The sequence below is a fragment of the Pseudoalteromonas sp. Z9A6 genome, assembly GCF_011378805.1.
Classification (GTDB): Bacteria; Pseudomonadota; Gammaproteobacteria; order Enterobacterales; family Alteromonadaceae; genus Pseudoalteromonas; species Pseudoalteromonas distincta.
Genome location: NZ_WTKZ01000059.1, coordinates 1 through 23,189 on the forward strand (window position 1 = coordinate 1; position 23,189 = coordinate 23,189).

Below are 23,189 nucleotides of genomic sequence, written 5' to 3' on the forward strand. Positions count from 1 at the left end.
CTTTGGCTGGACGAAAGATAACGAAGGTAGATACTTTATAGCGGTAGATACTCACATCCAACGCCTTGCAAACCGCACTGGTTACGCTAAAGGCAAAACGGTTGAGCAAACAGAACAAGCCATAATAAAAAATACACCAAATAAAAAAGAGTTTATGTTTAACCTGCATCATTGGTTTATTTTACATGGTCGCTATACGTGTACGGCGAGAAAGCCTAAATGTGGGAGTTGTATTATTGAAGATTTATGTGATTACAAAGAAAAAACTGAAGCTTAAATAAGAAGTTGAAAATGAAATGGGTTTGCTAATTAGCATTGGTATTCTATTACCGGTGGAATGAAGAAAAGCAGAGCTTTAGCTACTGCTTCTCTGATAATTAAAAAGTCACTTTTTATTGAGCTAACTAATTACTTACACCACAATATATAAAAATTAGCATTGCTACTTTTAATGAGCATCATTAATCTAACTTTATTAATCGGAATAGACTTATTCTTTTTGAATCGATAGGTAAATACGAACTGATTACTGCTTTTAAAAGTATCGGTTTTTTGATCTAACAAACACTTAAAGTATGTAACGAGACTAACCAGTGCTAATGAGAATAAATTGGCTGCTACAGAAGTGATAAAGTCCATTTTTAAATCCTTTTGAAATTATAGGCCGTCATTGGCCATTACGCACTGAAAACCTATTCAGTGCGTTTTAGACCTAAAAATATAGTAAAAGTTCAGTTTCATAAAATAGGCGCTAGACTGTCGTCATCCAAATAAACTCGGTCATCGTCTAAATCTGCTGTAACGCTTACTTTATCTATTGATGATGGTTTAATATCTCGAATTATCACCCCATTACACCACCGTGTATTTATTCCAAACATGTATAACGGTGGTTCCATTGTACCGTTTAAGGTAGCTTGAAAATCTAGGTCGCGATCAATAATAACTTCGTTAATAGCACTGCCTTTAGTGGCATTATACGGGCCTGATAACGTGCCATCTGGTTTTCTTAGCGCCAATATATGGGGTTCACCGGTTTGCCAGATTAGGTTTTCATTATCGATAAATATTGAACGGCCATTTATAAACTGTACTCGCCCTGTTTGCTCATAGCCTGGTATGTCGTCAGCCAATGCGCAGTAATCTAGGTACCGTGAGTTCAAGGCGTCCATTTCTGTTTTAAAATCAAATCGTGTACGGCGGTACCTTCGCGTGCGACGTTTACGCATACCATACTGATATGCCTTATCTCGGCTTGTAATACCAAATGCTCTTACTTTTTCAGGGTTAATACCCTGGTCTTCAGGCAATAAACAAATTACGGTTTCTGACTTCCATGTAATGGGTGAAAAGTACTCTACCTCAACACCATCTGGCTCGTCGTCATCTATCAAACTAATGCTTCGATCTAACTGGCCTATGTAGTTATCAGGCTGATACATATGCTTGTATATAGTCCGCTTTTGGTCCCTTACCGGTATGATCCGACCAAAATCAATCGTTGGCTCTGCAAATCCTACGGCTAAAACTCGTTTAAGTGTTTCAAATATAGTGCTGGCACTGTCGAATACAGCATTAAACTCATCTCCCCGGGCATGCCAAATTGAATGTAATGCATTGGCCTCATCTAATCCTATTTTATTATCACTATGGCCTGAACTTTTTATTACATGAGCAAAAAATGGGGCTATATCGGTTGTTGGTTTTGGCTCTGTCCATGCGCCATTCTCGTAAATAGGTAATTTTCGAGTAGCTATAAGGTTAAACTTATTTTCTGCTGAGCCTGCTAATGCATTGGTACCTCTAATTTTTACGGCTATTGTTGTCATGCCTTCATAGCGTGTTGCGCTTTCAAGCTCTGACTTTAGAGACGTCCAGTAAATTTCATCGTATATTCGAGTATCGTCATTTGCCGCAGTGATTCGTTTAACGCGCACCTCTGGCCGTATTTTTGTAGGTATATCTACAGACACAGTGCGGCCTAATTGATCGTTTGTAGAGTTAGTAAAGGTAATGGTATCTACTGGTGTCCAACTAAGCGCGCCATCGTCTCGATATTCTATTTTTAACGCCACTGTGCGGCTTAAAAAATTACCGTTATCATCTAGTTCACCAAGGCCTCTGGGGAGTGAAAAGTCTAACCATAACTTATTAGTTTTCTCACCTTTTGGACACGCAAAGAACGGCCCATTAAACTGGCCGTCACCGCCACTATTTTCAACATTCACATTTGCATGTGAGTCGCTTTCAGTTATAAAACCAGTCCAATTTGGATCATCTTGAAATTGGCCATCTACTTTTTTTACAGTGCTGCCATTTCTACCTTTTTCAATGAGTTTATAATAGCCATCGTTTTGATTTTCGAGTGAAAATTGAACAGTAAGAATTTCGCCTATATCGAATGGTGGCATAACTAAGTAACGGATATACCCGCCAAGCTCTGGTTCGTACTCAACCATATACACTTTTATTTTATCGTCTATAAACGTGTAATCGTAAACGCTGTTACTACCACCTGAGTTAGTTACTTTACCCTTTAGTTCTATGCCATTTGTACCGGCTGTTGAGCCAACCTCACTTGATGTATATACATTTCGGTGCGCTTCATGAGTTGTAACATCTTCGCCTGGGCCAAATACTTGATAATCAACATCGCCTACATATCTATTTACAGGTGTGTTTCCTATGGTTATTTCCTGAGGTAATATTTCGTATTCCCCCTTACCCACACACAGCATTAAATAAAGCCATTGTTCATTATTAATGTATTCGCGGCGTGGCATAGTCAAATAATCTGGGAAGATTAAGTGACGCCCAGCACCTTCGGGAATAACTCCCATTAGCCGTGGTTTATTACCTTGCGTATTTATATCATAAATACTGCTACCATCAGGTGTTGTTGAGTTGTAGTTATCGGGTATTTGATTAGCCGCATAAACAGCAACGCCAATCGCAATTACAGCAATAACCGCGTAGGCGATTGTGATTGGGTCCTTTGCTTCAACAACCAGCTTTATATCATCACCGCGCTTAAACTTATAAATTGTCCATTCGCTTGGTAATACATGCTCTCCGTTGATGTTGACGCTAAAAAGAGGCTCTTCACGATCATCGTAAGCGGGTACGTTTACTTGTAACCAACTACTTAGTGTTTGACCTGTATATCCGGTGCAGGGTTCATACAATGCTAAATCAAGTTTATTGGGATAAACTTTTAGCTCAACCTGTGTACTCATAAAACTTAACCTCAAAAAATAACCGCTTAAAGTCTGCGATTTTAACAATAGACGGGCCTTTCCTTCGTGATGTATGCAGTATTTGCAGCTGACCATCAACCAACACACACAAACCCATATGGATTAAACTTTGCCCTCGAAACCCACACGCAATAGCCTGCTCTTTAGGCTGGCAAGGTTTGAATTGATCAACTATTTGGGTGTATGAGTGAGTAAGGTTTGTTTTGTCGTCTGGGCTTACATGGCCGAAGGATTTAAATAATGGTTTATTAAACACGTTGTGTAGCACAAGGCGTGACTGGCCCCAACAATCTAGACCAGTCATATCTCGACCACCATCAACGTAAGGTACGCTTAGGTAATCTTCTATTTTATGCATGGGGGTTTTAGCTAAAGTATTTTAAGCCGGGGGCTATATTGGGAGTATAACGGTCACGTGGCCATGCTTTGTTAACCAAGTCATGAAATGAGGCAACCACATTAACGCGTTGTGCATTAGCTTTAACGTCTACGGCGGTCATTTCAACAGGTGGCTCGGCTGGTTCATCTAAATAACTCGCCGTGAATACACGGTAAATCACTTTAATAGTGTCACCCGCATCAATCGCGCCTTGTAATTTAGTTAAAACTTCGCCTGTGACATTATCGAGTTGAAATTGTAAATCTTGCCGGCCTTTTACTGAGCGAGCAGGAAGAGAAACCCCCATACCGCTTGCAGTAAAGGTAACAAATTCACCGGTTTCAATTCCAGCGGTGACATCATCAAACCCTTCACATATACGAATGACACCCTGAGAATCAGCGTACAACTCTAATGTGTGAATGGGTAAATCGCCAGCTGGGGCGCTGGCGTATATTTTTTGGAGTACTATAGACATGATTTATCTTATTTACCATTTAATCTTACAGTTAACTTGTCGGAAATGAGTCTTCTCCCGCTGTTTGTGAGGTGAAGTTCATCTATTAGATACCCTAAATATGTAGTTTCGTAAATCCCGCTCTCATAGTACATATCTATACTCTCTTGATGCTTTGCTTTACACGCTGCTTTTAATACATCCGCAAGTACATTCACACTGAAATTGTAAGCGATACCTGAACGAGTGAAATCCATAGTGTTAGGGTAGGTCGAAGTACTCACCAAAATACGATATGTCACTTGAAAACGGTTAGCTTACTTAAGCTATACTTAATTACTTCAAGGTTTCTCCCAGTACCTACATTTGATACACCTAATTGGTAGTTGGAAGCTTCCTCACGCATGAGCAATACAGAATATTTAGTGTAAAATAGTTAGAGTGAGAAAAGCCGCTAAGTAAAAAGGGAAATAAAATTCCAGATATTCAGGCAATAATAACAGTGGTTTTAGTTTGTGGCTTTTATTTATACGAGTACATGTTGACCGCTGATTCTATAAGTTTGGTTGCTTTTTCAGTATCATTAATGATTAAAGTTTATCAGAGTAATAACTATCAACCCAATTGAACACTTCGTCAATTTCAGTAGAGGTTAACACATCATTAAATATGGACGTATGGAGATACTCTATCGTTGTCGGTTCATTTGGGTAATTGTTAATGAAGATAGTGTCACCATCCGTTATATTAAATGATCCACTTGCTACTGACTCCTTTACAGTACCTTCGGAATAGACCCTAATCTTAATGTCACCGCTTGTCGCGTCCATTACACCGACAATAAACATAAGGGTATCTTGTTGTGCATTGAGTGATGAGGCTGTTGTAAACCCAGTGTCATCACCAAAGACACTTAGCTTACCAAGCGCTCTTGTAGTATCAACTGACAGTGTTATTAAAAACTGTCCCTCGTATGGATTTAACCCAGTGCTGGTATTGTTACTAGTTATCACTCCTTGACTTGTTGAAGTTGCCCCTTGCGGTACTTTAACATAAGCACAGAAAGTCATTTTTTGACTGGTCACTAAATCAGTTGAGTATTTTGATTGGTACGGAAGTGATAGTGAGTAGCTGTTGATTACACTATCCAAGCCACTAAGTTTCGCACCAATCTTATTACTCTTTTTTAAGCCTGTAAAATCGGGTACATCACTACCATAAAATCTAGCTGCAGTTAATTTGTTAAAGTGTGGGTAAAACGCATTACCCAGAGAGTTGGCTGAAAAATCAGCCCCTTTTATTACTAGTGATAAACTCATTATATTATTTCCTCAAAAAGTAAAGACCAATTATGTAGTGGGTACACTACCCCATCTAGTGTTGTGGTTTCAGATAGGCCGTCACTATCTCTTAAGCAGCCACCATAAACAATTACTTCATCATCCCTGTTTCTCATTCTCAGGCCGTAACCAACAGTTGCATTGCCAACAATGTCACGACTTAGGCTCAAACTTACATAACCGTAATCGGATATGGAAACACTAGTGATAGTTATGCTACCTGTATCGTCTGTAACATAAAAACCGTCCCCATCAACAGTGCCGTAAGTGTCTCTATCTATAACAATACCTTTTCTATTATAGTTTAGTATAACTTTACCACCATAATGTGAAACACCAGTGCATCTCAGTGGCTCCCAGTTCTTACCATCAATTATGATTCTTTTATACGCAAGTCCATAGTATGCACCAGACAATGCCATACCTACATTATTCAAGTGGACACCTGCATTTGGTTTCATTGGCAGTGCGTACTCAGGGAAAACAACATGAATGTTTGGGTGTCTATCAGATGCTATTAACTGTGCTCGTCTAACACCAGTATCCTCCTGTATTTGCCATGTAAATAATTTCATGTCGTTTCTTTGTCCAGTTGCAGCTTTACAATAATCGTTCATCCAGTCATACATAGATATCGTAGCATCGTAGTAATCTTGTGAAGTCATTTGGTTATTAGCCTCTCCTTGAGTGAAACTTACAGCTTTAACGTTAAATGATTTATTATTTTGATTTGAGTATGAAACTCCGAAATCAATATCTCTTTTAAACCTAACTGCTGTACTATCGTTACCCACGGAAGGTATGCCACTCCCTCCCATAGCTGCTTTAAACGTATACATCTGGTTTAACTCACTAACACTCAGCCCTGAGTCATTAAGTATCATTTTTGACACTTGATTGCATGCGTTTAACCCCGTCCATTCGTAACCAGTCGCTATATCTTCCGCAAGAGGGATCATACCTATTGGAACTGCCGAGTTTGTCGATACGCTGCCCGTATCGTACACTGGTATTATATTTTTATACTCCTGTACTGTGCTTATTGGCGGGTCTGTAATACCCAAATCACCAGCCGCATTGCTTTGGCCCATAGTTGGAAAGCAATCTATCTCAGCATTTGGTGATTGTTGGTATATTGTTGAGGATGTTCCAATCTCACCATCTTGTGTTGAGAAGCCGTTCGCCATAACACCGTCTTTAGTGACTGCAAATATCATTTCTCCAGATGAATCAGTTAATGAGTATAAGAAAGGAGATTCCAATTGTTGATTTAAGCCGCTGCTAACAGGATCTGTAGTTTCTAACGTTTTGAATTTAGCATTACCAGCAAACTCTAACTCATTAGAATTGGCGCTTAATATTGTCTCTCCTGACTCATCACTTAGTGTAAAATCCTTTTTTGAAATGTGTTCTTTTACGGGTATATTGTGTATCGCTTCGGCGCTAGGGTAACTTTTTATGTATTCAGCACTATCATTATCGTTTTTATACAAATCTAAATAACTGTCATCATCATCACTCACAACACTAAAAAACTGTCCATCTGTAGTGGCTGCAATCCCCGCTGCAGTAGTTGCGTATTTCACAGCATCAATATCTGCAGCAGCATCTAAAACTAATTGCACTTTTGCAGTGACTTCATCAAGCGTCTTTTTCTGTACGCTTGGCTGTACTTTGCCGTTAATGTCTACAGTGGTGGTTTCGTCACCTTGTAGAACTTGGTTTAACTGCTCTACTGCTGTGCTGAGTTGCTCAACTAGGGTTAAATAATTAGCCATTTAATTTTCCAAATATTTGTTCATTGAATTAGTTACGGATGCTGCAAATGTCTCTGCTGTAAGTGGAGTGAGTAATAGATTTACCATTACCTCCTCACTTATTACTTGTCGTTTTTTAATCTCGATATTAGCGCTGTAGTTCCAAAAACCGCCGTTAAAGCTGGCAGATTCAAGCGGGTTTTTAATAAATCTTGCATCGTGTTCTATTAATCCTTGTGGGGTTAAAACGGGCATTACAAACCAGTTAACGGCGTTGCTTATGCCATGCGTTACAAAGCCTTCTAGTATTGATGCCTGGTCTTTATTTAATTTCCAGCTTGCTGTCATAACGGTAGGAACCGAATGAAAGCGTTGGCGAACACGGGCGCTGCCGCTGGCCATTTGTGTGCGTAGTAAATTAGAGTTTTGTGATAGGCCGTAACTTGATAAAAGAGGTAATCGCAGGCCTTTTGGATAGTTAATTAACATGGCTTATATCCCCTGCCTTTGTAATCCATAGCTTAATTCGAGTACAGAGGATGCCTCGCCACCTTCGCGGATATTACTGACAAACACGTCAATCACGTCTTTACCAGATAAGCCATTACTTTTACTCTGCGTACCGGCGCGTGATGCATCTTCAATAATATTAACCGTGACACTTGAGCCGAGGTTTTGACCTTTAGTGTGATCTACAACTGTTTCTTGAGGATGGACAATGGCGTACATTCCCCCTTTACCATCTACCCCTCCTATACGTGGGCCATCACCGGTGTAACCACCTCCATCGAACGAGGCCATAGTACTGGCAGCTGATGCAATTGCAGCTGCTGCAAACGGTTGAGTTATAGCCTCTGCCGCCGCAGCTGCCCCTGGCGCTAAAGCTGGTCCTATAATTGGAATAGCGGCTGTTGAAGCAAATGCATTTATAGCAGCTAAATGCGCACCGGCTTGAGCTTGTCCGGTAACTTGTGTGAGGTAACTTACTGATTTAGCTTTACCAAGTGTTGCCTCTAAGGCCCATAAAACTAGGCGCTGAGTTCCAATCTCAACTAAAGACTGCACAACAGACTTAGAAAAACCAACTGCAATATTTTTTACTAAATTACCAAAGCCTTCCCACTCATAAATAGCGTTAGTAATATTACTGGACATATTTTGGCTAAAACTTGTTAGCGTATCAGCCCAAAGTTGATCTGTATTTTCAGCAGTTGTACGAATAGACTCTGCATAGTTCGTCCAAAAGTCGTTATTTTGCTCTGCTAAATTACCTTTATGCTGAGCTTCTAATTGCTCTTTAGCTAAACGATATTCACTTTCAATTTCTGTTGTTACTAAATTTTTATCTCGTAGCAACTGAAACTCTTGCTCCATTTGTGTGATTTTTCTTTCGTACCTACGGTTTTCAAGTTCTACTTCTTTGCCTTCAAACTCTAATTGAGCATCAAATATTTGTTGATATTGATTACGGGCCGCATCAATTAATTTTTGAGCTTTTTCATCAATAGCCTTAGGGTCTTCTTTTAATAATAAATCGCTTAACCCTGGCTTTTTCGAGTCATTCACCTGCTTTTCAGCAGCGGTTTGAAATTTAGTTTGTACGTCGGCAACCCAGCCATTAATAACTTCAGATTTAAGCGGTTCCATTAGTGATTTTTTAAAGTCATCCTGTGCCAGCTCTAAATTTTTTAATGCCTGTGAACCAATACTATCAAGCGTTTTAAAGCCCTCTGCCTTACCTAGTTTATTTAGCTCGGTTAATGCCGACTTTGCAGAGTCACCAATGCCTGGTATATGCTGTGAAAGCTCTAATACTTTTCTAATTGGGTATAAAAGACCGTTAGTAATACTATTAGCAAATGGAACAATCCCTTTATTTACTACAAATGCTAGCCCCTCCCATAGTGCTGCAGAAAAGCCCATAGCAACAACTTTGGCACCTTTAAAGAGTATATTTATACCTTGTACGCCATCGGCCATAACACCAATTACACTCGTTACCTTACCTATTGCTTGTTGTGCAACTTGGCCAAAACCGCCGGCTTCTTTTGCGTTTTCAATAAACAGTTCTGAAATAGCGCCAACAATAGGCGCCATTTCTATTGCTAAGGTTTGCCCAAAGCTATGCGTTGTTTTTTGCGCTTTATCGAGTGCGTCATTAGCCATTTCTACTTTAGCCGCATCAACACGTGTAAATGTCATGCCTAGCGCGTCGGCTTCTTCCATCATGGCTGTTATGCCATCTGCACCGGCGTCCATTACGTTGATCATCTTAGCGCCCGACTTACCCATTAAACTTTGCGCTAGGTAAACTTTTTGGCTTTGGTCTTCAACATTTTTTAGCTTGTCGGCAATAACTTTAAATTGCTCTTCAGGCGCTAAGCCTTGTAAATCTTTAACCGATAAACCTAATCCATCAAGGGCATATTTGGCCTCGCCTGTGCCCGTTTGCCCCACTTGGCCTAAGTTTTTTTGCATGGTTTGCAGTGACTTATTTAGCTCCTCATTAGACGCGCCATATAAATTAGCAGCATGCTGTAAACCGCCTAATGCCTGAGTAGTAATACCCAAGCGGTCAGCTGTTTTTGCTTGCTGATCTATAAATGCTGCATTTTTAGCATAAATAGCAGTAAGAGCAGCAACACCCGCCACCCCAAACCCAGCCATAACTTTGCTGCTAGCGTTAACCATCTTGCGGGTTTTATCTGCCCACGATTTAGTGTTTTTATTGGCTTTATTGAGCTCAGCAGTCAGCTTTGCACTTTTACCAATTAAATCTATGGTGAGTGTTGCAATTGATGCCATTGTTACTTTCTCTTTTGTTTACGCCAAGGACAGGTATTTAAAAACGCTTCGGATTCTCGGCGCTTTTTCTCTTGTGCGATTTTGCGCTGCTCGCTTCTATCAAAAGTAAGCCCCATTTTAATACTTTGATGTACTAGTCGAAGTTCAAGCTCTTCAGGGCATAGGCGGTTTCTAAGGTCGTAAATAGAGCAACCCAAGTTATCTGCTAAGTTGCAGAGCGCTTGTAACTCGGGCTGCTCTTTTAGTTTTTTTCAGTAGCTTCGAGGTGTTCTTGCTCTAGCTTCATAAAAAACAAACCTGTGGTATGAATCATTCCAAGCTGCTGCACATCTAATAAATTAGGTAATTTAGCGGCTTCTTTGTCGTTAAACACACCATGGAGCATGTAATAAGTATTTCGCTGGGCTAGTTTTTCTAACTTTTTAGGGTTTATTTCTTGGTCACTAAACATTTCACGTGCTTTGGCTTCTTCAACAGCCGGCAAACGATGTAATAGTATTTTGCCTACACTAGGCACTTCAAAGTGGCGGGTCGATGTTGCCAGTTTGCCCGCCATTATTTGCTCTGCAGTAATCATTTACACACCCGCCGGTAATGTTGAGAACACAACTTGTTGTAGCTTGCCAATACAGGCAAACATCTGCTTACCTGAGTCTTTACCCGATTCGCCACTAAAGTAGTCATGCGGTAAATACACAACGTCTTGCACTTCGCCACTGGCACGAGTCACCTTAATAGTGATAGGTGTACCGGCTTTTACTAATTCGCAAAACGGCTTTTGGTCTGCATCAGCCGGCTTATGGCGAAAAACCAGCTCAAAGTCTTGGTCTTCAGGGAGTGCTTTTTCGCTATAGCTGCGGTTTTCTGCTGCTATGTCGGTATCATCTTCGTATACCTTGCCTGAATTAATTTGTGGGATCACATCGAGCCCAGGCAAAAAGGTATCAACAGTGCCTATACCGGTTGAGCAAAACTGTAGTGTTGAATTATGTGAATCAACCGTATCAGCGGCTGGTGTACTTACAGGAGTTGGAGCTGGCATGTTTATACCTCGTTATTTAGGTTGTGGTAATAAAAAATGTATTCGTATGACTCACGGTATAACCCTGAGCCGGTTTCAAAATCGGGTATGCGGTTTTGTTTAAGAGCGAGTTGCACATTTACGCTGCTATCACTAAAACCTTGTTTGTTAAATATGTTTGCAAGTTCTTTGGCTATGGCTTTGGCCGTTTCTGGTGAAGTGCTGTAGCAGTCAAACTGAATAAGCGCTTCGCTCTGGCTATCTTCCAAGTGAACTTCTATTGGGGTTTGGTCTGTTATTAATTGCAATAACACATAGTTATCGTTTGAGTTATGGCTAGTTGTAAAATGTAAGCGCCTTGCAATTAACGAACTTAAAGCAGCAGATTGCAGGGCTTTGTTACGAATGCTGTTTTCTATCATCGTTATTTATACTTTTTAGCTATGCGGCGCTGCGCTAAATCAATACGTTTAGCTAAACCACGATTAATAACAACCACAACTTGGTTTGTTCTTTTGCTAAAGGCCTGGCGAATAAATGGCTGAGCTTTATGTTTATTTGTGCCGTATTCAACTTGCACAACATAAGGCACCTTAAATACGCCAACACGCACAAGTGATACAACGCCTTTACTAAAGCGCCTGGTGGTAGCGCCCGATCTATTAGTGCTAGCGCGTACTTTTATACGCGACTTTAAAAAGCCCGGGCGAATATCAACCTTTTGGCCCCCTTTAGTTTTTACTACGCGAGCAAAGTCAGACTCGGGCGCATTACGCTGCATGCCTTGCTGATATTTAATAGCGCCGTCTTTAATGGCACTAGTCATTATTCCGGTCGCTTTTTTAGCCCCTATTTCTTTACCAATATTAAGTAATGCCTGCTCCATTTTTTTAAGGCCCGATATATCAATACCTGCATTAAGCATGAGTGATCTCCTTAACAGCGATAATGGTTAATGTGTTGGCAAAATCTTTATTGACGGGTGCACCAATTATTTCAAACGTTCTTTGTTTATAGGTGATTTGGTGTGTAGAGGTTATTTTGCTACTGTAGCGGCATGTAATTGAATGCGTTAACTCGCCCATTAACTGGCCGCTTTGCTCAAGTTCTTTAGCTGCACCGGTTTGTATTTTTACCCATTTATAAAATTCATGTTGATAGCTATTAGTGTTATAGCCATCATCTGATTTGGTGTTTTTGCCAAAGCTAGCTTTGCAATTAAATTGCCCGGCGGGTAGCGACTTCATAGCAGTTCAACTGCGAGTTCGTTAGCAATAGACTTAAATGCGTTTGGCATATCGTAAAGTTGCACCGGTGCTGTGTCTTCACGGTTACGAAACCAATCGGCTACTAAAACCATAATGGCCTGCTTTGAAAGCTCGTATTTATCTTGGTCTATAATATTGCTGGCATCGATGCTGGTACCCTCATTTATAGAAGTTGCATGACCAAATACACATTCAATTTGCACGGCATCAACTACCTTAAAGCCCACTGCAGGCCAGTTGCCTCCCAATTTTGGTGTAATAGTGGCGGTTAATCCGTGGTCAACAATGCGATACTCGGCAGGGTCAATAGTGACGAGCTGCCCTAGCTTATCAATATATTTAATCGACGATATGCTCCGAAGAGGTGTATAAGGCAGCACAATTTGATTACAAAATTTAGGCATTGCAAATTGCCATGTTTGTTCTACGAGCAAACGGCCTGTGCGTTGCTCAAAGCGTTTACGCGCTCTGGGTACTAAGCTTTTTAAGTAATCGTAATGGTCATCATCTGCATTGGTATGCTGTGCTAACTCATCAATAGTTATGGGCTCAATAGTGGGTGCCTGTATTACTTTTCGGAGCATGTTCATTGTTGTTACTCTTTGCCGTCAGTGTTTTCGTCAGTTTCACTCTCTACGGCTTCATCAGTCGCATTAAGATCAACAACTTCAACTTCTAGCTCTTTGCTGCAGTAATCAACCGCTGCTTTGTCACTTGATAGCTCACCTACTTTAATAAGTGGTTCAAGTAATTCAGCATCACCTTTTACAAGTGCGTTTGGCTCAAAAGATTGATCAGCAATCACACATGCAACCAGTACACGTGCAGTAATTAGCTTTTTAGCTGCCATGATAATTCCTTAGTTAAATAAAAAAGCCCCAATTAAGGGGCTATAGGTGCATCAATTAAGCGGCTGCGTTTTGGTAATACTTAACAGCACCACCCACATCAATACAGCGGCCACCGGTACGCATAAATGCTAAAAAGCCAACTTGGCCTTTGCGGCTGTATGCGCTATCGGTAAAGCGGAAGAACAACATTTGCGATACATCGCGCACAATGTATTTAGAAAAATCACCAAATAAAACCGACTTGGCATTAGCCGCCATAGCTGGAATATGCTGGTTAGTGGCATACGCTTTACCTAAAATAGTATTAGGCTCTGAGGCTTCTATACCTGGTAACCAAAGCGGGCGACCTTGTGTATCTTTAAGCTTTTTAACCACTTTAATTGTTGAGTCGTTCATCATAAACCCACATTGCGCGCTACGGCGGTAAGCTGGGTCTACGCTGTGCTCTAGGTCAATTAAATCATCTAAGGTAATTATTGACGTTTGGCCCGAAACGCCCACTTTACCAGCAGTGGTATCGGTTAAAATACCGTGCGGCATTGATGTGCCTGTGCCATTAATAAACGCATCTTCTGAGGTGCGACCAATACGCATACCAATTTGCTCGTTAATATAACCTTCAAGGTTAAACTGCGTGTCTTGCAGTAATTGAAACGGCACTGCAATTACTTTAGAGCTGATCATGTGTGTATCAATGTTGCGTACACCGAATGTTGTATCTTCATCGCCAGCTTGTGTATTTTCAGCTAGCCATTCACCTTGCTCAGCGGTTGCGTTAGCTGTTGGCCATGGAATAGTAGAACCCGTTGCAGTAGGTACTACGGTTGCAAGCTCTCGCATACCGCCATACGCTTTAAGCGCTTGTGAAATACCCGGTGCAATTTCATCAGCCGTTAAATAACCACCTTCAGAGCCTGTACCTGTGCTCATGGTGTTTTTAGGGCTGTTAATACGGTTTTGTACCGCACTGCGCTGCTCTTCATTTAGTGCCGACATGCCACCGCGTAACCACGATGCATAAGCTGCTTTTTCTTGATGAATTTGGTGCTCAGCTTCATCAGTAGAAATACCGCCTTGGTCTGTGCGGTCTTGAATGGTTTGCTTTGACTTAGCTTGTAGGTCAAACACTTTTTGTTGGCGGTCTAGGTCACCGTCTAGTGCATCAATTTTATTAACTAGGTCGTCGTATTTCTTTTGCTTGTCATCGCTCCAAGCTTCGTCTTTTGGGTGATCAGTTACCAATTGGTTTAGGGTTACAGCTAAACCTTTTCGCTGCTCACGCTTTTGTTGGATAGACATATTTTAATTTCCTCGATTTTAATTACAAAAAAAGCACCCTAAGGTGCTTTAAATAGTGGTGCCAGCGGAGCTAGCCAGTAGTGAGCAGCATGTTAGCAAATCGCTCTAAGCGTTCACGCTGCAAAAATTTATCTTCTGGTGGTTTTGGTTTAGGTGCGTTTTGATATGATGTTAAGTCCCACGCTTTATTAGTAGTTTTATCGCTTGTACCATCTTGCATAATACTGTCTACAAAGCCATGTTCTAGGGCTTCTTGTGCGGTAAACCAGGTTTCGTTTTTCATCCAGGTGCGTACTTGTTCCTCACCTGCTTCAGTACGCTTTTCGTAGTCGTTTACTATGGTGTTATCGACTTTATCAAGCATGTCGGCGGTGTCGCGTATTTCTTGTGCGTTACCCAGTGCGAGCGTCCAGGCATAGTGGATCATGTAAAAGCCTGAGTCGGCAATCTCAATGGTGTCGCCCGCTAATGCAATGCGTGTTGCGGCACTGGCTGCGATGCCATCGATGTGAATATGAATTTTTGCTGGGTGCGCTTTAAAGCTTGAGTAAATGGCGGTGGCTTCAAATACGTCACCGCCTGGGCTATTAATATATACATCGATGTCGGTTACATCGGTAATGCTGAGCAGGTCGCGCTTTATCATCTCGGCCGATACGCCCCACCATGGGTCGATTACATCGTAAATTAAAAATGCGGGGCGACTCTCGCCTGGGTTGGCAAGTGGTGATTGCTGTTTAACTTGATAACCAACTTGGTCACGGTTCTGGCAGTTGTTTTTAACTAACTGCATTAGTTTTCGGCTGTTATTCATGATTCGTTTCCCGGTGGTTGGTTATTTGCTATTGGGTCGTATGGCAAAGCATAGCGCCCGCCTAGTTCGGGTAGATTTTCGAGCTTACGCACTTCGTCTATGCTCATCCAACCGGGGCCTTGTGAGCCACCTATGGATTGGCGGTATGCTTCGTTTCTATCTTTAAGCGTTAAGCGCATTAAATTAGCGGCTATAAACTCGGCAAACATAGGTTTATTTAAAAACAGCTTGCGGTTTATTTCTTGTTCAAAGCGGTTTAAGTGTGGCCCAAGCGTAAAACGCAAGAACGATAAGCCAATTTCACCAATACCTGAGCCCCACGATGTTGATTTTTGCTCTTGGTTTACCATAAAACTAGGTAGGCCAAACGCGCGGGCTATGTCGGTAATTTGAAATTCACGCGATTCAAGCAGCTGTGAGTCTTTTGCTGATACGCTAAGTTGCTTTACGTCTGTGCTGTTATCAAGAACCAGCGGAAACTTTGAGTTTTCAATGCCGCCGTATGCTTTAACCCATGCGTTTCTGAATGATTGTTTTTGTTTTTCGTCCCACTTGCCTTGCTTAACTACGGCTACGCGCTGAGTTGAACCCGATTTAAAAAACTCGCCACTGTGTTGCTCCATGGCAAGCTCAAGCCCAATACTGTTAAACGCACCCCATTGAATAACCGACATTGATTTAAGGCCGTTAAAACCAAAGCCCGGAAAGTGCAATATGTCGTCTTGGTCAAACCCGCGGGCGGTACCATTTAGTGTAAAAAAGTAATTTAGCCGGCCGTTGTTGTTAACTACGTTCATACCTGCGGGGCTAATTGGCAGTATTTCTTCTATATCGCCGTTACGATCGCGTATTAAAACACCGTAACCATCGCCATGAAGTAGCATACTTGAAACCATATACTCCCAAAACGCGGCGGCGCTCCATACTGGAGTGGGCTGTAAGTTAAAAAGATTAGCTAAATTGTGGTTAGGAACGCGTTTTTTATCGCCATTGTCACCGCGCTCATAGATATGTACGGGCATCTGTGCAATTGCACCGGCAATTAGGCGCACACAGGCGAATACAATCGACACTTTCATTGATGTTTTAGGCGTTACCGCCGGGCCTGCCAACGATGGCATTACCCCAAACAAGTCAGATAAGCTATTTATATCCTGTACTGAAATATTATCTTGATCAGCTATGTTATTGACTGCTGGCGAGGTTTTACGACTTAAAAACGGGATTTTAAACATTAGAATTCCAAAAACTCTTGATTAGAACCATCGTCTTCTTCTGGCTGCCATGAGCCAATAAAGGCCAGCAACTTAGCGACGGCGGTATCAATTTTGTTGTCTTTATGCTCTTTTACTGGGCGAATGTATTTACCGTCCATGGTTTCTTTGGCTATTACGTTGCCTAAGCACCAAGTAAGAACAGGATCACCGTTATGGTGTATACGGCCTTGCCTGAGTAAGTTTTCAAACTCACGCATTGCCGGCGAAAAGTTGGTGTAATTTTGTGACACCTTAATAGGCTCTATACCTGTACTGTTTTGTACACGCTGAGCAATAGGTGCCGCGCCTGCTGGGTCGTAAAACAAGCCTGTTACTTGGTAGTTTTCGTTATCTGTTTCGATAGCGCGCTCTACTTCGTCGTAATCTATGCTGGTACCTTCGCACTCTATTAGGTGTCCTTGATCAACCCAGTCACGATATATATCTATTTCGTTTGCTTTTGCCTCTGTTACGTAGGTTTTAGCAAAGAAGTAGTAATGTAATTTGCCGTTTATCTCGCGTGTAAAACAGGTTACATCGGCGGTTAAATCGTCAGACTCAGATAGGTCGACGCCTTTAGTGCACTCTTCACCTGTAAACTGTTCAATGTTTAAGTTGGTATCAGCTGCCGCTTTCCAGTCTTCAAGGTTTAGCCAGGACTCACGTGCACCAACCCATAAATTAAGATGCTTAGTTTTAAAAGCATTTTGCTTACGTGCCGATTGTTTAGCTTTAGATAGCTGATTTAATAAAAACTCAACTTCTACAGACACGCCAAAGTTAGGGTTTGCTTTTTCAAGTGCGGCTTCACTTTGCCAGTCATCGTCAGCATCAATAGTGTAAATCATGGCAAAAACGGTTTCGTCGGTTCTGGTACCTTCAAGTATTTCTTGGCACTCTTTTTGGTATTGGCCACATGGACCAAACCAGTTTGAGCCGGCAGTAGATATTATCCATTCAAGTGGTTGCTCGCGTGCACCCATGCCGGTGATCATAGTATCTCGCTGATCATCATCGTCATGCTCGTGGTACTCGTCACATAAATAACAACTAGGTGAACCACCATCCCCCGGGTTACCAATTAAGCGTTCGAATTTACCGCCATCGTTTGTTTTTTCTATTTGCTGAGCAAACAATTCAATATTAAAACGGCGCCTAAATATTGGCTGCTTAGTTGCCATTTTTTTAGCTGGGTTAAAAACTTCGTTAGCTTGTTTTTGTGTAGTTGCACCACAGTAAACTTCGGCACCCGGTTCGTTGTCGTTGGCCAACATGTATAAACCAATTGGGGCAACCCAAGTCGACTTGCCGTTTTTTCGAGGTACCAACGTAAATGCGGTACGAAAACGGCGACGATGAGTTTCTATATGTTTCCAGCCATATACTTGTGCTGTAATCCATTTTTGCCAACCGCTAAAGCTTAGTAACCCTTCTTGCCCTTTAGCCCTTGCCCATTTACCTTTTACATGGCTAAAGGTTTCAATAAATGTAATAACTTTTAAAACGGCTTCAGTGTCAAAGTAATAAGGAAAGTCTTTACTACCTGCTCGTTGTAAGTCTCTGCTTTCACGCTCTATTGCTAATCGTTCATACTTATTAGCAAGGCGCTTACCACTTAAAACATCACTCGCGTATTGTTCTATATCAGCTAGGTGATCACGCTCAAACGTAGGATAGTTGTTACGCATTTAATATAAGTCATCGAACAGCCCAGGTTGCAGGTTATTAAACCGCTGATCAGTCGCTGGACTCCCTCCTAGTTGATTAATTAAACTATTAAATTTACGCCAGTCATCATTATATTGACTGACCTCCGGGCGTGTTTTGTGCTGTATACCGTTACGACCTTCGGTTGTATATTTCCAACCTTGGTCTTCTAAATAGGCAACAGACGCTTCCATGCGCGCTACTACAACACAGTACTCTTTAAAGAAACGTATATAGTGAGGCTTGAACCTGTTAATTTTTACATATTCAGGTATATCGTTATTCCATACCACTTGCTCAGCTTTTGACATTCCACGCGGACGCGATTTGATCGCAAGTTTTTTAGCGTCCTTATCACTTATTTCCGCGCTTTGTTCAGTAGTCTTAGGGAATTGAACAACTTTGTTAGCTGTATCCGCTACTACTGCTGGGTATCTACCGGCCATATAACTAAATAATCTCTAAAGTGGGTTTTTTCATTTCAATTCTGCCCCGCATAAAAATCTAACTGAGGGGGCGGTGAACGAGGCGAGGCGCTAGACTTTGCCTACCCCCGGGTCAACACTATAGCGAGACTCAAGTGCTGTTTTGTTTTTATCACACGTTTGGCAGATGGTTTGAAGGTTATCTAACTTATCATCACCACCTTGGCTAATAGGAACCATATGGTCACATATGCCATGGTAAGCACCATGTAGCTCAACAGATATTAAGATGCCCTTGCTCTTACATATCTGGCATAAAAAATTATCACGATGAAATATAAATTCTCGTGTTCTTTGCCACACACGCCCTCCTCGGCCTGACTGTTTAGTAGGTCCACGTTTACGTTCAAATGGCTTACGATGCGGGCAAGGCTCATCTTTATGTACCTTGCGGCACTTAGTACACCAACACCCAGGCTTAGTAGCCATTGTTGTTATCTCCACAAATCAAATGCGCTTGGTCGCTCTGCTGTAATGCTTGCATTCTTGCTCGATGAAACTCTTTATCATCCTCATACTTCTTAGCTTCGCGTTCATTACGCTTATGTTGAAACCAACAGTTCGCTAAAAAAGTAAGAGCAGCAAACACAATCCCTAGTAATATTGCCCATTCATTCAAGCTAAACACCCCTCCAGCTGCTGCTCCAAAACTTGCTGCATAGCTCGTGATGCTGGTTGCTTTTTGCGTTGCAATATCACTAGTCTCTATTCGCATTGTTCCAATTTCTCGCCCTCATCAGCTGCTCATTACACGCATCAATAACCGACTCAAGGTAAGTCGTATACTGCGCATGTGACGTATTATCACCAACAACCTGAGTACTTACATTACATGGTTTTATAAACTCGTTAGGAATTAGCACAAACCTAAATTTAGTTTGCACTATCGTCTTTACTACAGGTTCTAACTGTTGCGTACTTGAACATGCCGACAACAGCGTTAGGCACACAGCCATTAGCCCAATGTTTAGTTGTTTCATCAGTTGATTGCCTTAATGCATCGAGCTGCACGTTAGAATTATTAAGTTTTATTTTAATTGCAATAAGCTGCTGCTGGTGTTGCGCTCTAAGCGTGCTAAGTAAGTCACGTTCTTTAATTAACTGCTTATTCTGCTCATCAGCAACAACCAAACTATCTGTTAAATACGTTGCATGGTTCTTATAGCTTTGCACCGATACTTTAAGCTGCTTATTATTTTCAATGGCCGTATTCAAATCAGACTTAACGCCCATATACATCAATGCAGTAATACTCAGCATCGCAGTAAAGGCAACCAGCACTATCTTATTTAAGCTAAACATCACTAAGTTCACTCAAACACAGTTGGCGCTCAAGTTCTCGACGTTTAATTAAACCAGCAAGCTTACGGCCATCAGCATAAACCCAACGAGACAACTCATTACATGCTAGAGCCCGCTCACTGTTATTTAAATATTTAAGTAGAGTACTGCTACGAAAGTTCCCAGCACCCACGTTATAGTGAAACGACAAATAAGCCGCATGCTCACCAATAGAAAGCGGCTGCTTAACCGCTCTTAACAACTGCTCATTATGATCACCTAAGTCCATAGCAAATAGGTTTAAACATTCATGTTCTGTGTAGGCCTTACCAAGCTCAGCAGTTTGGGTATGTCCAAAGCAAGCCGTAACTACACCAACAGGATCAACATAACCTGTGCGTACTTCACCCTCAAAATCAGCAACCATAACCCCAGCCAGAGCAAGAACACCCGTAACGCCAGCAGCTAATAGTTTATTAATTTTCATTTAAAGGCCCCAAAATAAAAAACCCGCCAGGCAAAAAGCCAAGGCGGGTTTACAACACAAGTAGGTATAACTTAAAAAGCAGACACAAAAAAGCCCAAGGTTTTAACCTCGGGCTTTATGATGCAGCTCTGCTAAGCTTACATGAAATAGTATAGTTCTTGCGCGCGCAATTGCAAACTATTTATGCAGCAGTTTTAATTAAAATCCCTTTCGCCATTAAATGCCCTTCAAGCCAAGATGCACCACTTAACAGCAACTGTCTCGCCTTAGTTTCACCAATATCTAAATTCTTAGCAATTTGCCTAGTACTTAGTTTAGAGCGATAGCTCATCATAACCACCGTTTTAGTTTTTGGAGCATACAGCCCAAGCATTGCCACAGCCTGGTCTACCATTAACCCTGTATCATCATCAATTACTGCAATAGTATTATCGTTTGATGCAGAGCTAAGCGTTAAACCCAACCCAGCTTGAGACCACACACCCCACTCATTAAGCAAATCATCAATAGTCGTAACTAACTGCATCATCGTTCCCCGTTAAAGCCAAATAACAAATTAAAAACGCCTTGGTCACCCTTGTTTCTACCGTGACCACCTACCGTGACCGCTGAACCCCTTGCTATTACTACATTGGTCATACTGGTCATACTGGTCATAGTGTTTTTATATACACAAGAACAACTATATAAATAGAAAGTAGAAAACACGCGTACCCGCTCGCACCCGCGCGCGTATGTGTGCGTAAAAACACCGTGACCACCATGACCACCGTGACCAACCCAATAACTACGCAGCTTGTAGCGGTCACCTACACTGGTCATGGTCATAGTAAAAAGCCTATTTAGCATTCCAAAACCCCTCAGGTGGCACATAAAACGCAGGGCGCTTACCATCAACACGTTTCTTCTTCTTAGTAAATCCAAGCCTATGCATAATCTGCCCAACTCGCTTTTGTTCAGGCGGACGCATAGCATGCGGGTCCATACCAAGCACCTCAGTCATAATATCCGACAGTGCATAGTCACCACGCATGTTTTTAAGCAGCCAATCATAAACAAGCCCTTCCCAAACATCAGAATCAAATCTATCTTCCTGCTGCTCTTCAAATAAATGCTTATACTCATCAGTAGGCCACCAAGGCATACCTTCATTAAATAAATATAAAGCCTCAGCCCAAAGCTGATCTCTATCAGTGGCAATTTTATCCTGGCATATATTAGTACACATCACAGGCCAATAACGCCTATTACCCGTAGAGTCTTTTAAATACCTATCTTGGTTAGTCGTACCCACAAATACACATTGCCTCGGAAACTCCTGCACCATACGACCATAACTAGGGCGATACCTATCAACTTGTGACCCAAAAAACTGTTTAGCCTTTGTATTTTCAGCCTTATTAAACGAATCAAGCTCAGCAAGCTCAATACCCCACATACCCTGCATTTGCTGAAACGTATCTTTTTCACCAAGAGCCATAGGCGTATCAGTAAACCAATCACCAAATAAGTTATGGCACATAGTAGATTTACCCAACCCCTGCGACCCTTCCAAAATCAACACCGAATCAACCTTAACCGGTGGCCGCATAACCCGCGCCACAGCCGAAACCAAAAAGAACGTCCCAACCATAGCCGTATAGTCAGTATTTTCAGCACCTAAATAAGTATGTAACCACATAGCAACCCTAGGCGTACCATCCCACTTAACAGCATTTAAATACTCTTGCACTGGGTGAAAAGCATGTTCTTCAGAGTGAACAACAATAGCCCCAATAACATCACTAGCCCTAGGCGTAAAACCATAGGTTTCAGAAAGGTAAATACGTAAACGCTCAGTATCAGTATCGGTCCACTCACCCACCTTACCCATTTTAAAAGGCGGCTTTTTACGCTTAATAATACGGTAACTAAAATCGCAATAACCTAAAACCCCCTCAAAAGCAGCGTCATTTTCAAGCACCAATTTAGTATTACTAATACTTGCTTGAGGCATACCCGAATTAGTTCTTTGGAAACCAGCTTGCCACTGCTCATCCCCCAGTGAACGCTGTCGCGCGTCAGCGTTTTGCGGCGGCGGGTTATTTCCCTTATTACCATCATTAGCGCTAGGCTTATCAACTACACTAAGCAACTGCGTTTTAACCGCATCAAGCCCAGCACTAACGTGTAAATCATTCCAATCGTTTAAACTAAGCCCCGCCATTATGCCGCCTTATCAACAACAGCAGTAAAGTCTGGTATTGCCACCAAACCACCCACCGCAGCTGCAGCCGCATTAGCCATACTTACACCCGGGTTCCCCTTGGTATTAGCATCATCATCAGCACAAAATATAAAGGTTTTATCAATAAGCTTTTGTTTAAGCTCAGTAGCAACAGCCATTAAATTACCTGCATCAAGCGCCACTGCACATGGCCAAGCGGTCGCCATATGAATACTCGCACCAGTAGCATATCCCTCACAAACAGCCAATATATTGCAACTACTCGCCTTACCAATAAAGTGAAACAGCCCAGCCTTACGGCCATGCTTTAAAAACAGCTTAGTGCCCTGCTCATTAATAACCTGAATATTCCAAAGCGCCTTTTCAATATCAATTAATGGCATCACCAAATCACCACGTTTAAAATGCAAAAAGCTAAAATCGCGGTTTTCTTTATCAGAAAAAAAAAAAAAAAATTGTTTAATCTCTTTGCCACCTGTTACAGTCTCAGCCGTAAAA

At 41.7% G+C, this 23,189-nt stretch carries 28 protein-coding genes and 1 pseudogene; 1 reads left to right on the plus strand and 28 read right to left on the minus strand.

What is annotated here, in order from left to right:
* Positions 1-277 (plus strand): annotated as a pseudogene (locus GQR53_RS22530) (endonuclease III); the annotation flags it as partial.
* Positions 278-737: 460 nt separating this feature from the next.
* Here the strand turns inward: GQR53_RS22530 and GQR53_RS22535 are convergent.
* The 28 genes from GQR53_RS22535 to GQR53_RS22670 all read right to left on the minus strand — a co-directional run.
* A complete protein-coding gene (locus GQR53_RS22535; RefSeq protein ID WP_165744261.1) occupies positions 738-3,236 on the minus strand; it encodes a host specificity factor TipJ family phage tail protein in 2,499 nt (832 codons plus the stop codon).
* Positions 3,220-3,615 (minus strand): C40 family peptidase, encoded by a 396-nt coding sequence (locus GQR53_RS22540; protein ID WP_165744262.1) that lies wholly within the window; start codon positions 3,613-3,615, stop codon positions 3,220-3,222. The genes GQR53_RS22535 and GQR53_RS22540 overlap by 17 nt, the downstream gene beginning before the upstream one ends.
* Positions 3,616-3,622: 7 nt before the next feature.
* Complete coding sequence (locus GQR53_RS22545; protein ID WP_165744263.1) at positions 3,623-4,114, minus strand: DUF1833 family protein; 492 nt, start codon at positions 4,112-4,114, stop codon at positions 3,623-3,625.
* A 569-nt stretch (positions 4,115-4,683) separates the two neighbouring features.
* Positions 4,684-5,412 carry a hypothetical protein gene (locus GQR53_RS22550; protein WP_165744264.1) on the minus strand — a complete coding sequence of 243 codons (729 nt, stop codon included), beginning with the start codon at positions 5,410-5,412 and terminating at the stop codon, positions 4,684-4,686.
* On the minus strand, positions 5,412-7,211 hold the full coding sequence (locus GQR53_RS22555; RefSeq protein ID WP_165744265.1) for a hypothetical protein: 1,800 nt from the start codon (positions 7,209-7,211) through the stop codon (positions 5,412-5,414). The genes GQR53_RS22550 and GQR53_RS22555 overlap by 1 nt, the downstream gene beginning before the upstream one ends.
* On the minus strand, positions 7,212-7,679 hold the full coding sequence (locus GQR53_RS22560) for a hypothetical protein (protein ID WP_165744266.1): 468 nt from the start codon (positions 7,677-7,679) through the stop codon (positions 7,212-7,214).
* Between the two features lie 3 nt (positions 7,680-7,682).
* Complete coding sequence (locus GQR53_RS22565) at positions 7,683-9,995, minus strand: hypothetical protein (protein WP_165744267.1); 2,313 nt, start codon at positions 9,993-9,995, stop codon at positions 7,683-7,685.
* 2 nt (positions 9,996-9,997) lie between these two features.
* Positions 9,998-10,192 carry a hypothetical protein gene (locus tag GQR53_RS22570; protein ID WP_165744268.1) on the minus strand — a complete coding sequence of 65 codons (195 nt, stop codon included), beginning with the start codon at positions 10,190-10,192 and terminating at the stop codon, positions 9,998-10,000.
* 44 nt (positions 10,193-10,236) lie between these two features.
* The gene (locus GQR53_RS22575) at positions 10,237-10,572 is read right to left on the minus strand and encodes a hypothetical protein (protein WP_165744269.1); all 336 of its coding nucleotides are present in this window, start codon (positions 10,570-10,572) and stop codon (positions 10,237-10,239) included.
* Positions 10,573-11,037, minus strand: coding sequence for a hypothetical protein (locus tag GQR53_RS22580; RefSeq protein ID WP_165744270.1), 465 nt, complete (start codon positions 11,035-11,037; stop codon positions 10,573-10,575).
* Between the two features lie 2 nt (positions 11,038-11,039).
* Positions 11,040-11,438, minus strand: coding sequence for a hypothetical protein (locus GQR53_RS22585; RefSeq protein ID WP_165744271.1), 399 nt, complete (start codon positions 11,436-11,438; stop codon positions 11,040-11,042).
* Between the two features lie 2 nt (positions 11,439-11,440).
* The gene (locus GQR53_RS22590) at positions 11,441-11,941 is read right to left on the minus strand and encodes an HK97-gp10 family putative phage morphogenesis protein (RefSeq protein ID WP_165744272.1); all 501 of its coding nucleotides are present in this window, start codon (positions 11,939-11,941) and stop codon (positions 11,441-11,443) included.
* Positions 11,934-12,263, minus strand: coding sequence for a phage head closure protein (locus tag GQR53_RS22595; protein WP_165744273.1), 330 nt, complete (start codon positions 12,261-12,263; stop codon positions 11,934-11,936). The genes GQR53_RS22590 and GQR53_RS22595 overlap by 8 nt, the downstream gene beginning before the upstream one ends.
* Positions 12,260-12,874, minus strand: coding sequence for a head-tail connector protein (locus GQR53_RS22600; protein ID WP_165744274.1), 615 nt, complete (start codon positions 12,872-12,874; stop codon positions 12,260-12,262). Before GQR53_RS22600 ends, GQR53_RS22595 begins: the two co-directional genes overlap by 4 nt.
* Before the next feature lie 5 nt (positions 12,875-12,879).
* Positions 12,880-13,134: a hypothetical protein gene (locus GQR53_RS22605; RefSeq protein ID WP_165744275.1), complete on the minus strand. Its 255-nt coding sequence runs from the start codon at positions 13,132-13,134 to the stop codon at positions 12,880-12,882.
* Positions 13,135-13,189: 55 nt separating this feature from the next.
* On the minus strand, positions 13,190-14,434 hold the full coding sequence (locus GQR53_RS22610; RefSeq protein ID WP_165744276.1) for a phage major capsid protein: 1,245 nt from the start codon (positions 14,432-14,434) through the stop codon (positions 13,190-13,192).
* A 70-nt stretch (positions 14,435-14,504) separates the two neighbouring features.
* Positions 14,505-15,248, minus strand: coding sequence for a head maturation protease, ClpP-related (locus tag GQR53_RS22615; RefSeq protein WP_165744277.1), 744 nt, complete (start codon positions 15,246-15,248; stop codon positions 14,505-14,507).
* Complete coding sequence (locus tag GQR53_RS22620; protein WP_165744278.1) at positions 15,245-16,483, minus strand: phage portal protein; 1,239 nt, start codon at positions 16,481-16,483, stop codon at positions 15,245-15,247. Before GQR53_RS22620 ends, GQR53_RS22615 begins: the two co-directional genes overlap by 4 nt.
* The gene (locus tag GQR53_RS22625) at positions 16,483-18,192 is read right to left on the minus strand and encodes a terminase TerL endonuclease subunit (protein WP_165744279.1); all 1,710 of its coding nucleotides are present in this window, start codon (positions 18,190-18,192) and stop codon (positions 16,483-16,485) included. Before GQR53_RS22625 ends, GQR53_RS22620 begins: the two co-directional genes overlap by 1 nt.
* On the minus strand, positions 18,193-18,657 hold the full coding sequence (locus GQR53_RS22630) for a P27 family phage terminase small subunit (protein WP_165744280.1): 465 nt from the start codon (positions 18,655-18,657) through the stop codon (positions 18,193-18,195).
* A gap of 90 nt (positions 18,658-18,747) precedes the next feature.
* Positions 18,748-19,125 carry an HNH endonuclease gene (locus GQR53_RS22635; RefSeq protein WP_165744281.1) on the minus strand — a complete coding sequence of 126 codons (378 nt, stop codon included), beginning with the start codon at positions 19,123-19,125 and terminating at the stop codon, positions 18,748-18,750.
* Positions 19,115-19,411: an HP1 family phage holin gene (locus tag GQR53_RS22640; protein WP_165744282.1), complete on the minus strand. Its 297-nt coding sequence runs from the start codon at positions 19,409-19,411 to the stop codon at positions 19,115-19,117. The genes GQR53_RS22635 and GQR53_RS22640 overlap by 11 nt, the downstream gene beginning before the upstream one ends.
* A 158-nt stretch (positions 19,412-19,569) precedes the next feature.
* Positions 19,570-19,998 (minus strand): hypothetical protein, encoded by a 429-nt coding sequence (locus tag GQR53_RS22645; RefSeq protein WP_165744283.1) that lies wholly within the window; start codon positions 19,996-19,998, stop codon positions 19,570-19,572.
* Positions 19,991-20,464: a lysozyme gene (locus GQR53_RS22650; protein ID WP_165744284.1), complete on the minus strand. Its 474-nt coding sequence runs from the start codon at positions 20,462-20,464 to the stop codon at positions 19,991-19,993. The genes GQR53_RS22645 and GQR53_RS22650 overlap by 8 nt, the downstream gene beginning before the upstream one ends.
* 181 nt (positions 20,465-20,645) lie before the next feature.
* Positions 20,646-20,993: an antiterminator Q family protein gene (locus GQR53_RS22655; protein ID WP_165744285.1), complete on the minus strand. Its 348-nt coding sequence runs from the start codon at positions 20,991-20,993 to the stop codon at positions 20,646-20,648.
* Positions 20,990-21,313, minus strand: coding sequence for a hypothetical protein (locus GQR53_RS22660; protein ID WP_165744286.1), 324 nt, complete (start codon positions 21,311-21,313; stop codon positions 20,990-20,992). The genes GQR53_RS22655 and GQR53_RS22660 overlap by 4 nt, the downstream gene beginning before the upstream one ends.
* A complete protein-coding gene (locus tag GQR53_RS22665; RefSeq protein WP_165744287.1) occupies positions 21,303-22,670 on the minus strand; it encodes a virulence-associated E family protein in 1,368 nt (455 codons plus the stop codon). The genes GQR53_RS22660 and GQR53_RS22665 overlap by 11 nt, the downstream gene beginning before the upstream one ends.
* Positions 22,670-23,189, minus strand: a 520-nt coding sequence (locus GQR53_RS22670; RefSeq protein WP_206013361.1) for a toprim domain-containing protein, incomplete at its 5' end; no start/stop codon positions are given. The genes GQR53_RS22670 and GQR53_RS22665, both read right to left, overlap by 1 nt.

Bases quoted from the DNA above. Each gene is read 5' to 3' on its own strand.
- GQR53_RS22565 (WP_165744267.1), bottom strand. From the start codon at position 9,995: ATGGCATCAATTGCAACACTCACCATAGATTTAATTGGTAAAAGTGCA.
- GQR53_RS22585 (WP_165744271.1), bottom strand. From the start codon at position 11,438: ATGATAGAAAACAGCATTCGTAACAAAGCCCTGCAATCTGCTGCTTTA.
- GQR53_RS22615 (WP_165744277.1), bottom strand. From the start codon at position 15,248: ATGAATAACAGCCGAAAACTAATGCAGTTAGTTAAAAACAACTGCCAG.
- GQR53_RS22560 (WP_165744266.1), bottom strand. From the start codon at position 7,679: ATGTTAATTAACTATCCAAAAGGCCTGCGATTACCTCTTTTATCAAGT.
- GQR53_RS22580 (WP_165744270.1), bottom strand. From the start codon at position 11,037: ATGCCAGCTCCAACTCCTGTAAGTACACCAGCCGCTGATACGGTTGAT.
- GQR53_RS22630 (WP_165744280.1), bottom strand. From the start codon at position 18,657: ATGGCCGGTAGATACCCAGCAGTAGTAGCGGATACAGCTAACAAAGTT.
- GQR53_RS22645 (WP_165744283.1), bottom strand. From the start codon at position 19,998: ATGTTTAGCTTAAATAAGATAGTGCTGGTTGCCTTTACTGCGATGCTG.
- GQR53_RS22550 (WP_165744264.1), bottom strand. From the start codon at position 5,412: ATGAGTTTATCACTAGTAATAAAAGGGGCTGATTTTTCAGCCAACTCT.
- GQR53_RS22540 (WP_165744262.1), bottom strand. From the start codon at position 3,615: ATGCATAAAATAGAAGATTACCTAAGCGTACCTTACGTTGATGGTGGT.
- GQR53_RS22590 (WP_165744272.1), bottom strand. From the start codon at position 11,941: ATGCTTAATGCAGGTATTGATATATCGGGCCTTAAAAAAATGGAGCAG.
- GQR53_RS22600 (WP_165744274.1), bottom strand. From the start codon at position 12,874: ATGAACATGCTCCGAAAAGTAATACAGGCACCCACTATTGAGCCCATA.
- GQR53_RS22640 (WP_165744282.1), bottom strand. From the start codon at position 19,411: ATGCGAATAGAGACTAGTGATATTGCAACGCAAAAAGCAACCAGCATC.
- GQR53_RS22555 (WP_165744265.1), bottom strand. From the start codon at position 7,211: ATGGCTAATTATTTAACCCTAGTTGAGCAACTCAGCACAGCAGTAGAG.
- GQR53_RS22660 (WP_165744286.1), bottom strand. From the start codon at position 21,313: ATGCTAAATAGGCTTTTTACTATGACCATGACCAGTGTAGGTGACCGC.
- GQR53_RS22620 (WP_165744278.1), bottom strand. From the start codon at position 16,483: ATGTTTAAAATCCCGTTTTTAAGTCGTAAAACCTCGCCAGCAGTCAAT.
- GQR53_RS22535 (WP_165744261.1), bottom strand. From the start codon at position 3,236: ATGAGTACACAGGTTGAGCTAAAAGTTTATCCCAATAAACTTGATTTA.
- GQR53_RS22655 (WP_165744285.1), bottom strand. From the start codon at position 20,993: ATGATGCAGTTAGTTACGACTATTGATGATTTGCTTAATGAGTGGGGT.
- GQR53_RS22605 (WP_165744275.1), bottom strand. From the start codon at position 13,134: ATGGCAGCTAAAAAGCTAATTACTGCACGTGTACTGGTTGCATGTGTG.
- GQR53_RS22625 (WP_165744279.1), bottom strand. From the start codon at position 18,192: ATGCGTAACAACTATCCTACGTTTGAGCGTGATCACCTAGCTGATATA.
- GQR53_RS22575 (WP_165744269.1), bottom strand. From the start codon at position 10,572: ATGATTACTGCAGAGCAAATAATGGCGGGCAAACTGGCAACATCGACC.
- GQR53_RS22595 (WP_165744273.1), bottom strand. From the start codon at position 12,263: ATGAAGTCGCTACCCGCCGGGCAATTTAATTGCAAAGCTAGCTTTGGC.
- GQR53_RS22610 (WP_165744276.1), bottom strand. From the start codon at position 14,434: ATGTCTATCCAACAAAAGCGTGAGCAGCGAAAAGGTTTAGCTGTAACC.
- GQR53_RS22665 (WP_165744287.1), bottom strand. From the start codon at position 22,670: ATGGCGGGGCTTAGTTTAAACGATTGGAATGATTTACACGTTAGTGCT.
- GQR53_RS22545 (WP_165744263.1), bottom strand. From the start codon at position 4,114: ATGTCTATAGTACTCCAAAAAATATACGCCAGCGCCCCAGCTGGCGAT.
- GQR53_RS22650 (WP_165744284.1), bottom strand. From the start codon at position 20,464: ATGAAAATTAATAAACTATTAGCTGCTGGCGTTACGGGTGTTCTTGCT.
- GQR53_RS22635 (WP_165744281.1), bottom strand. From the start codon at position 19,125: ATGGCTACTAAGCCTGGGTGTTGGTGTACTAAGTGCCGCAAGGTACAT.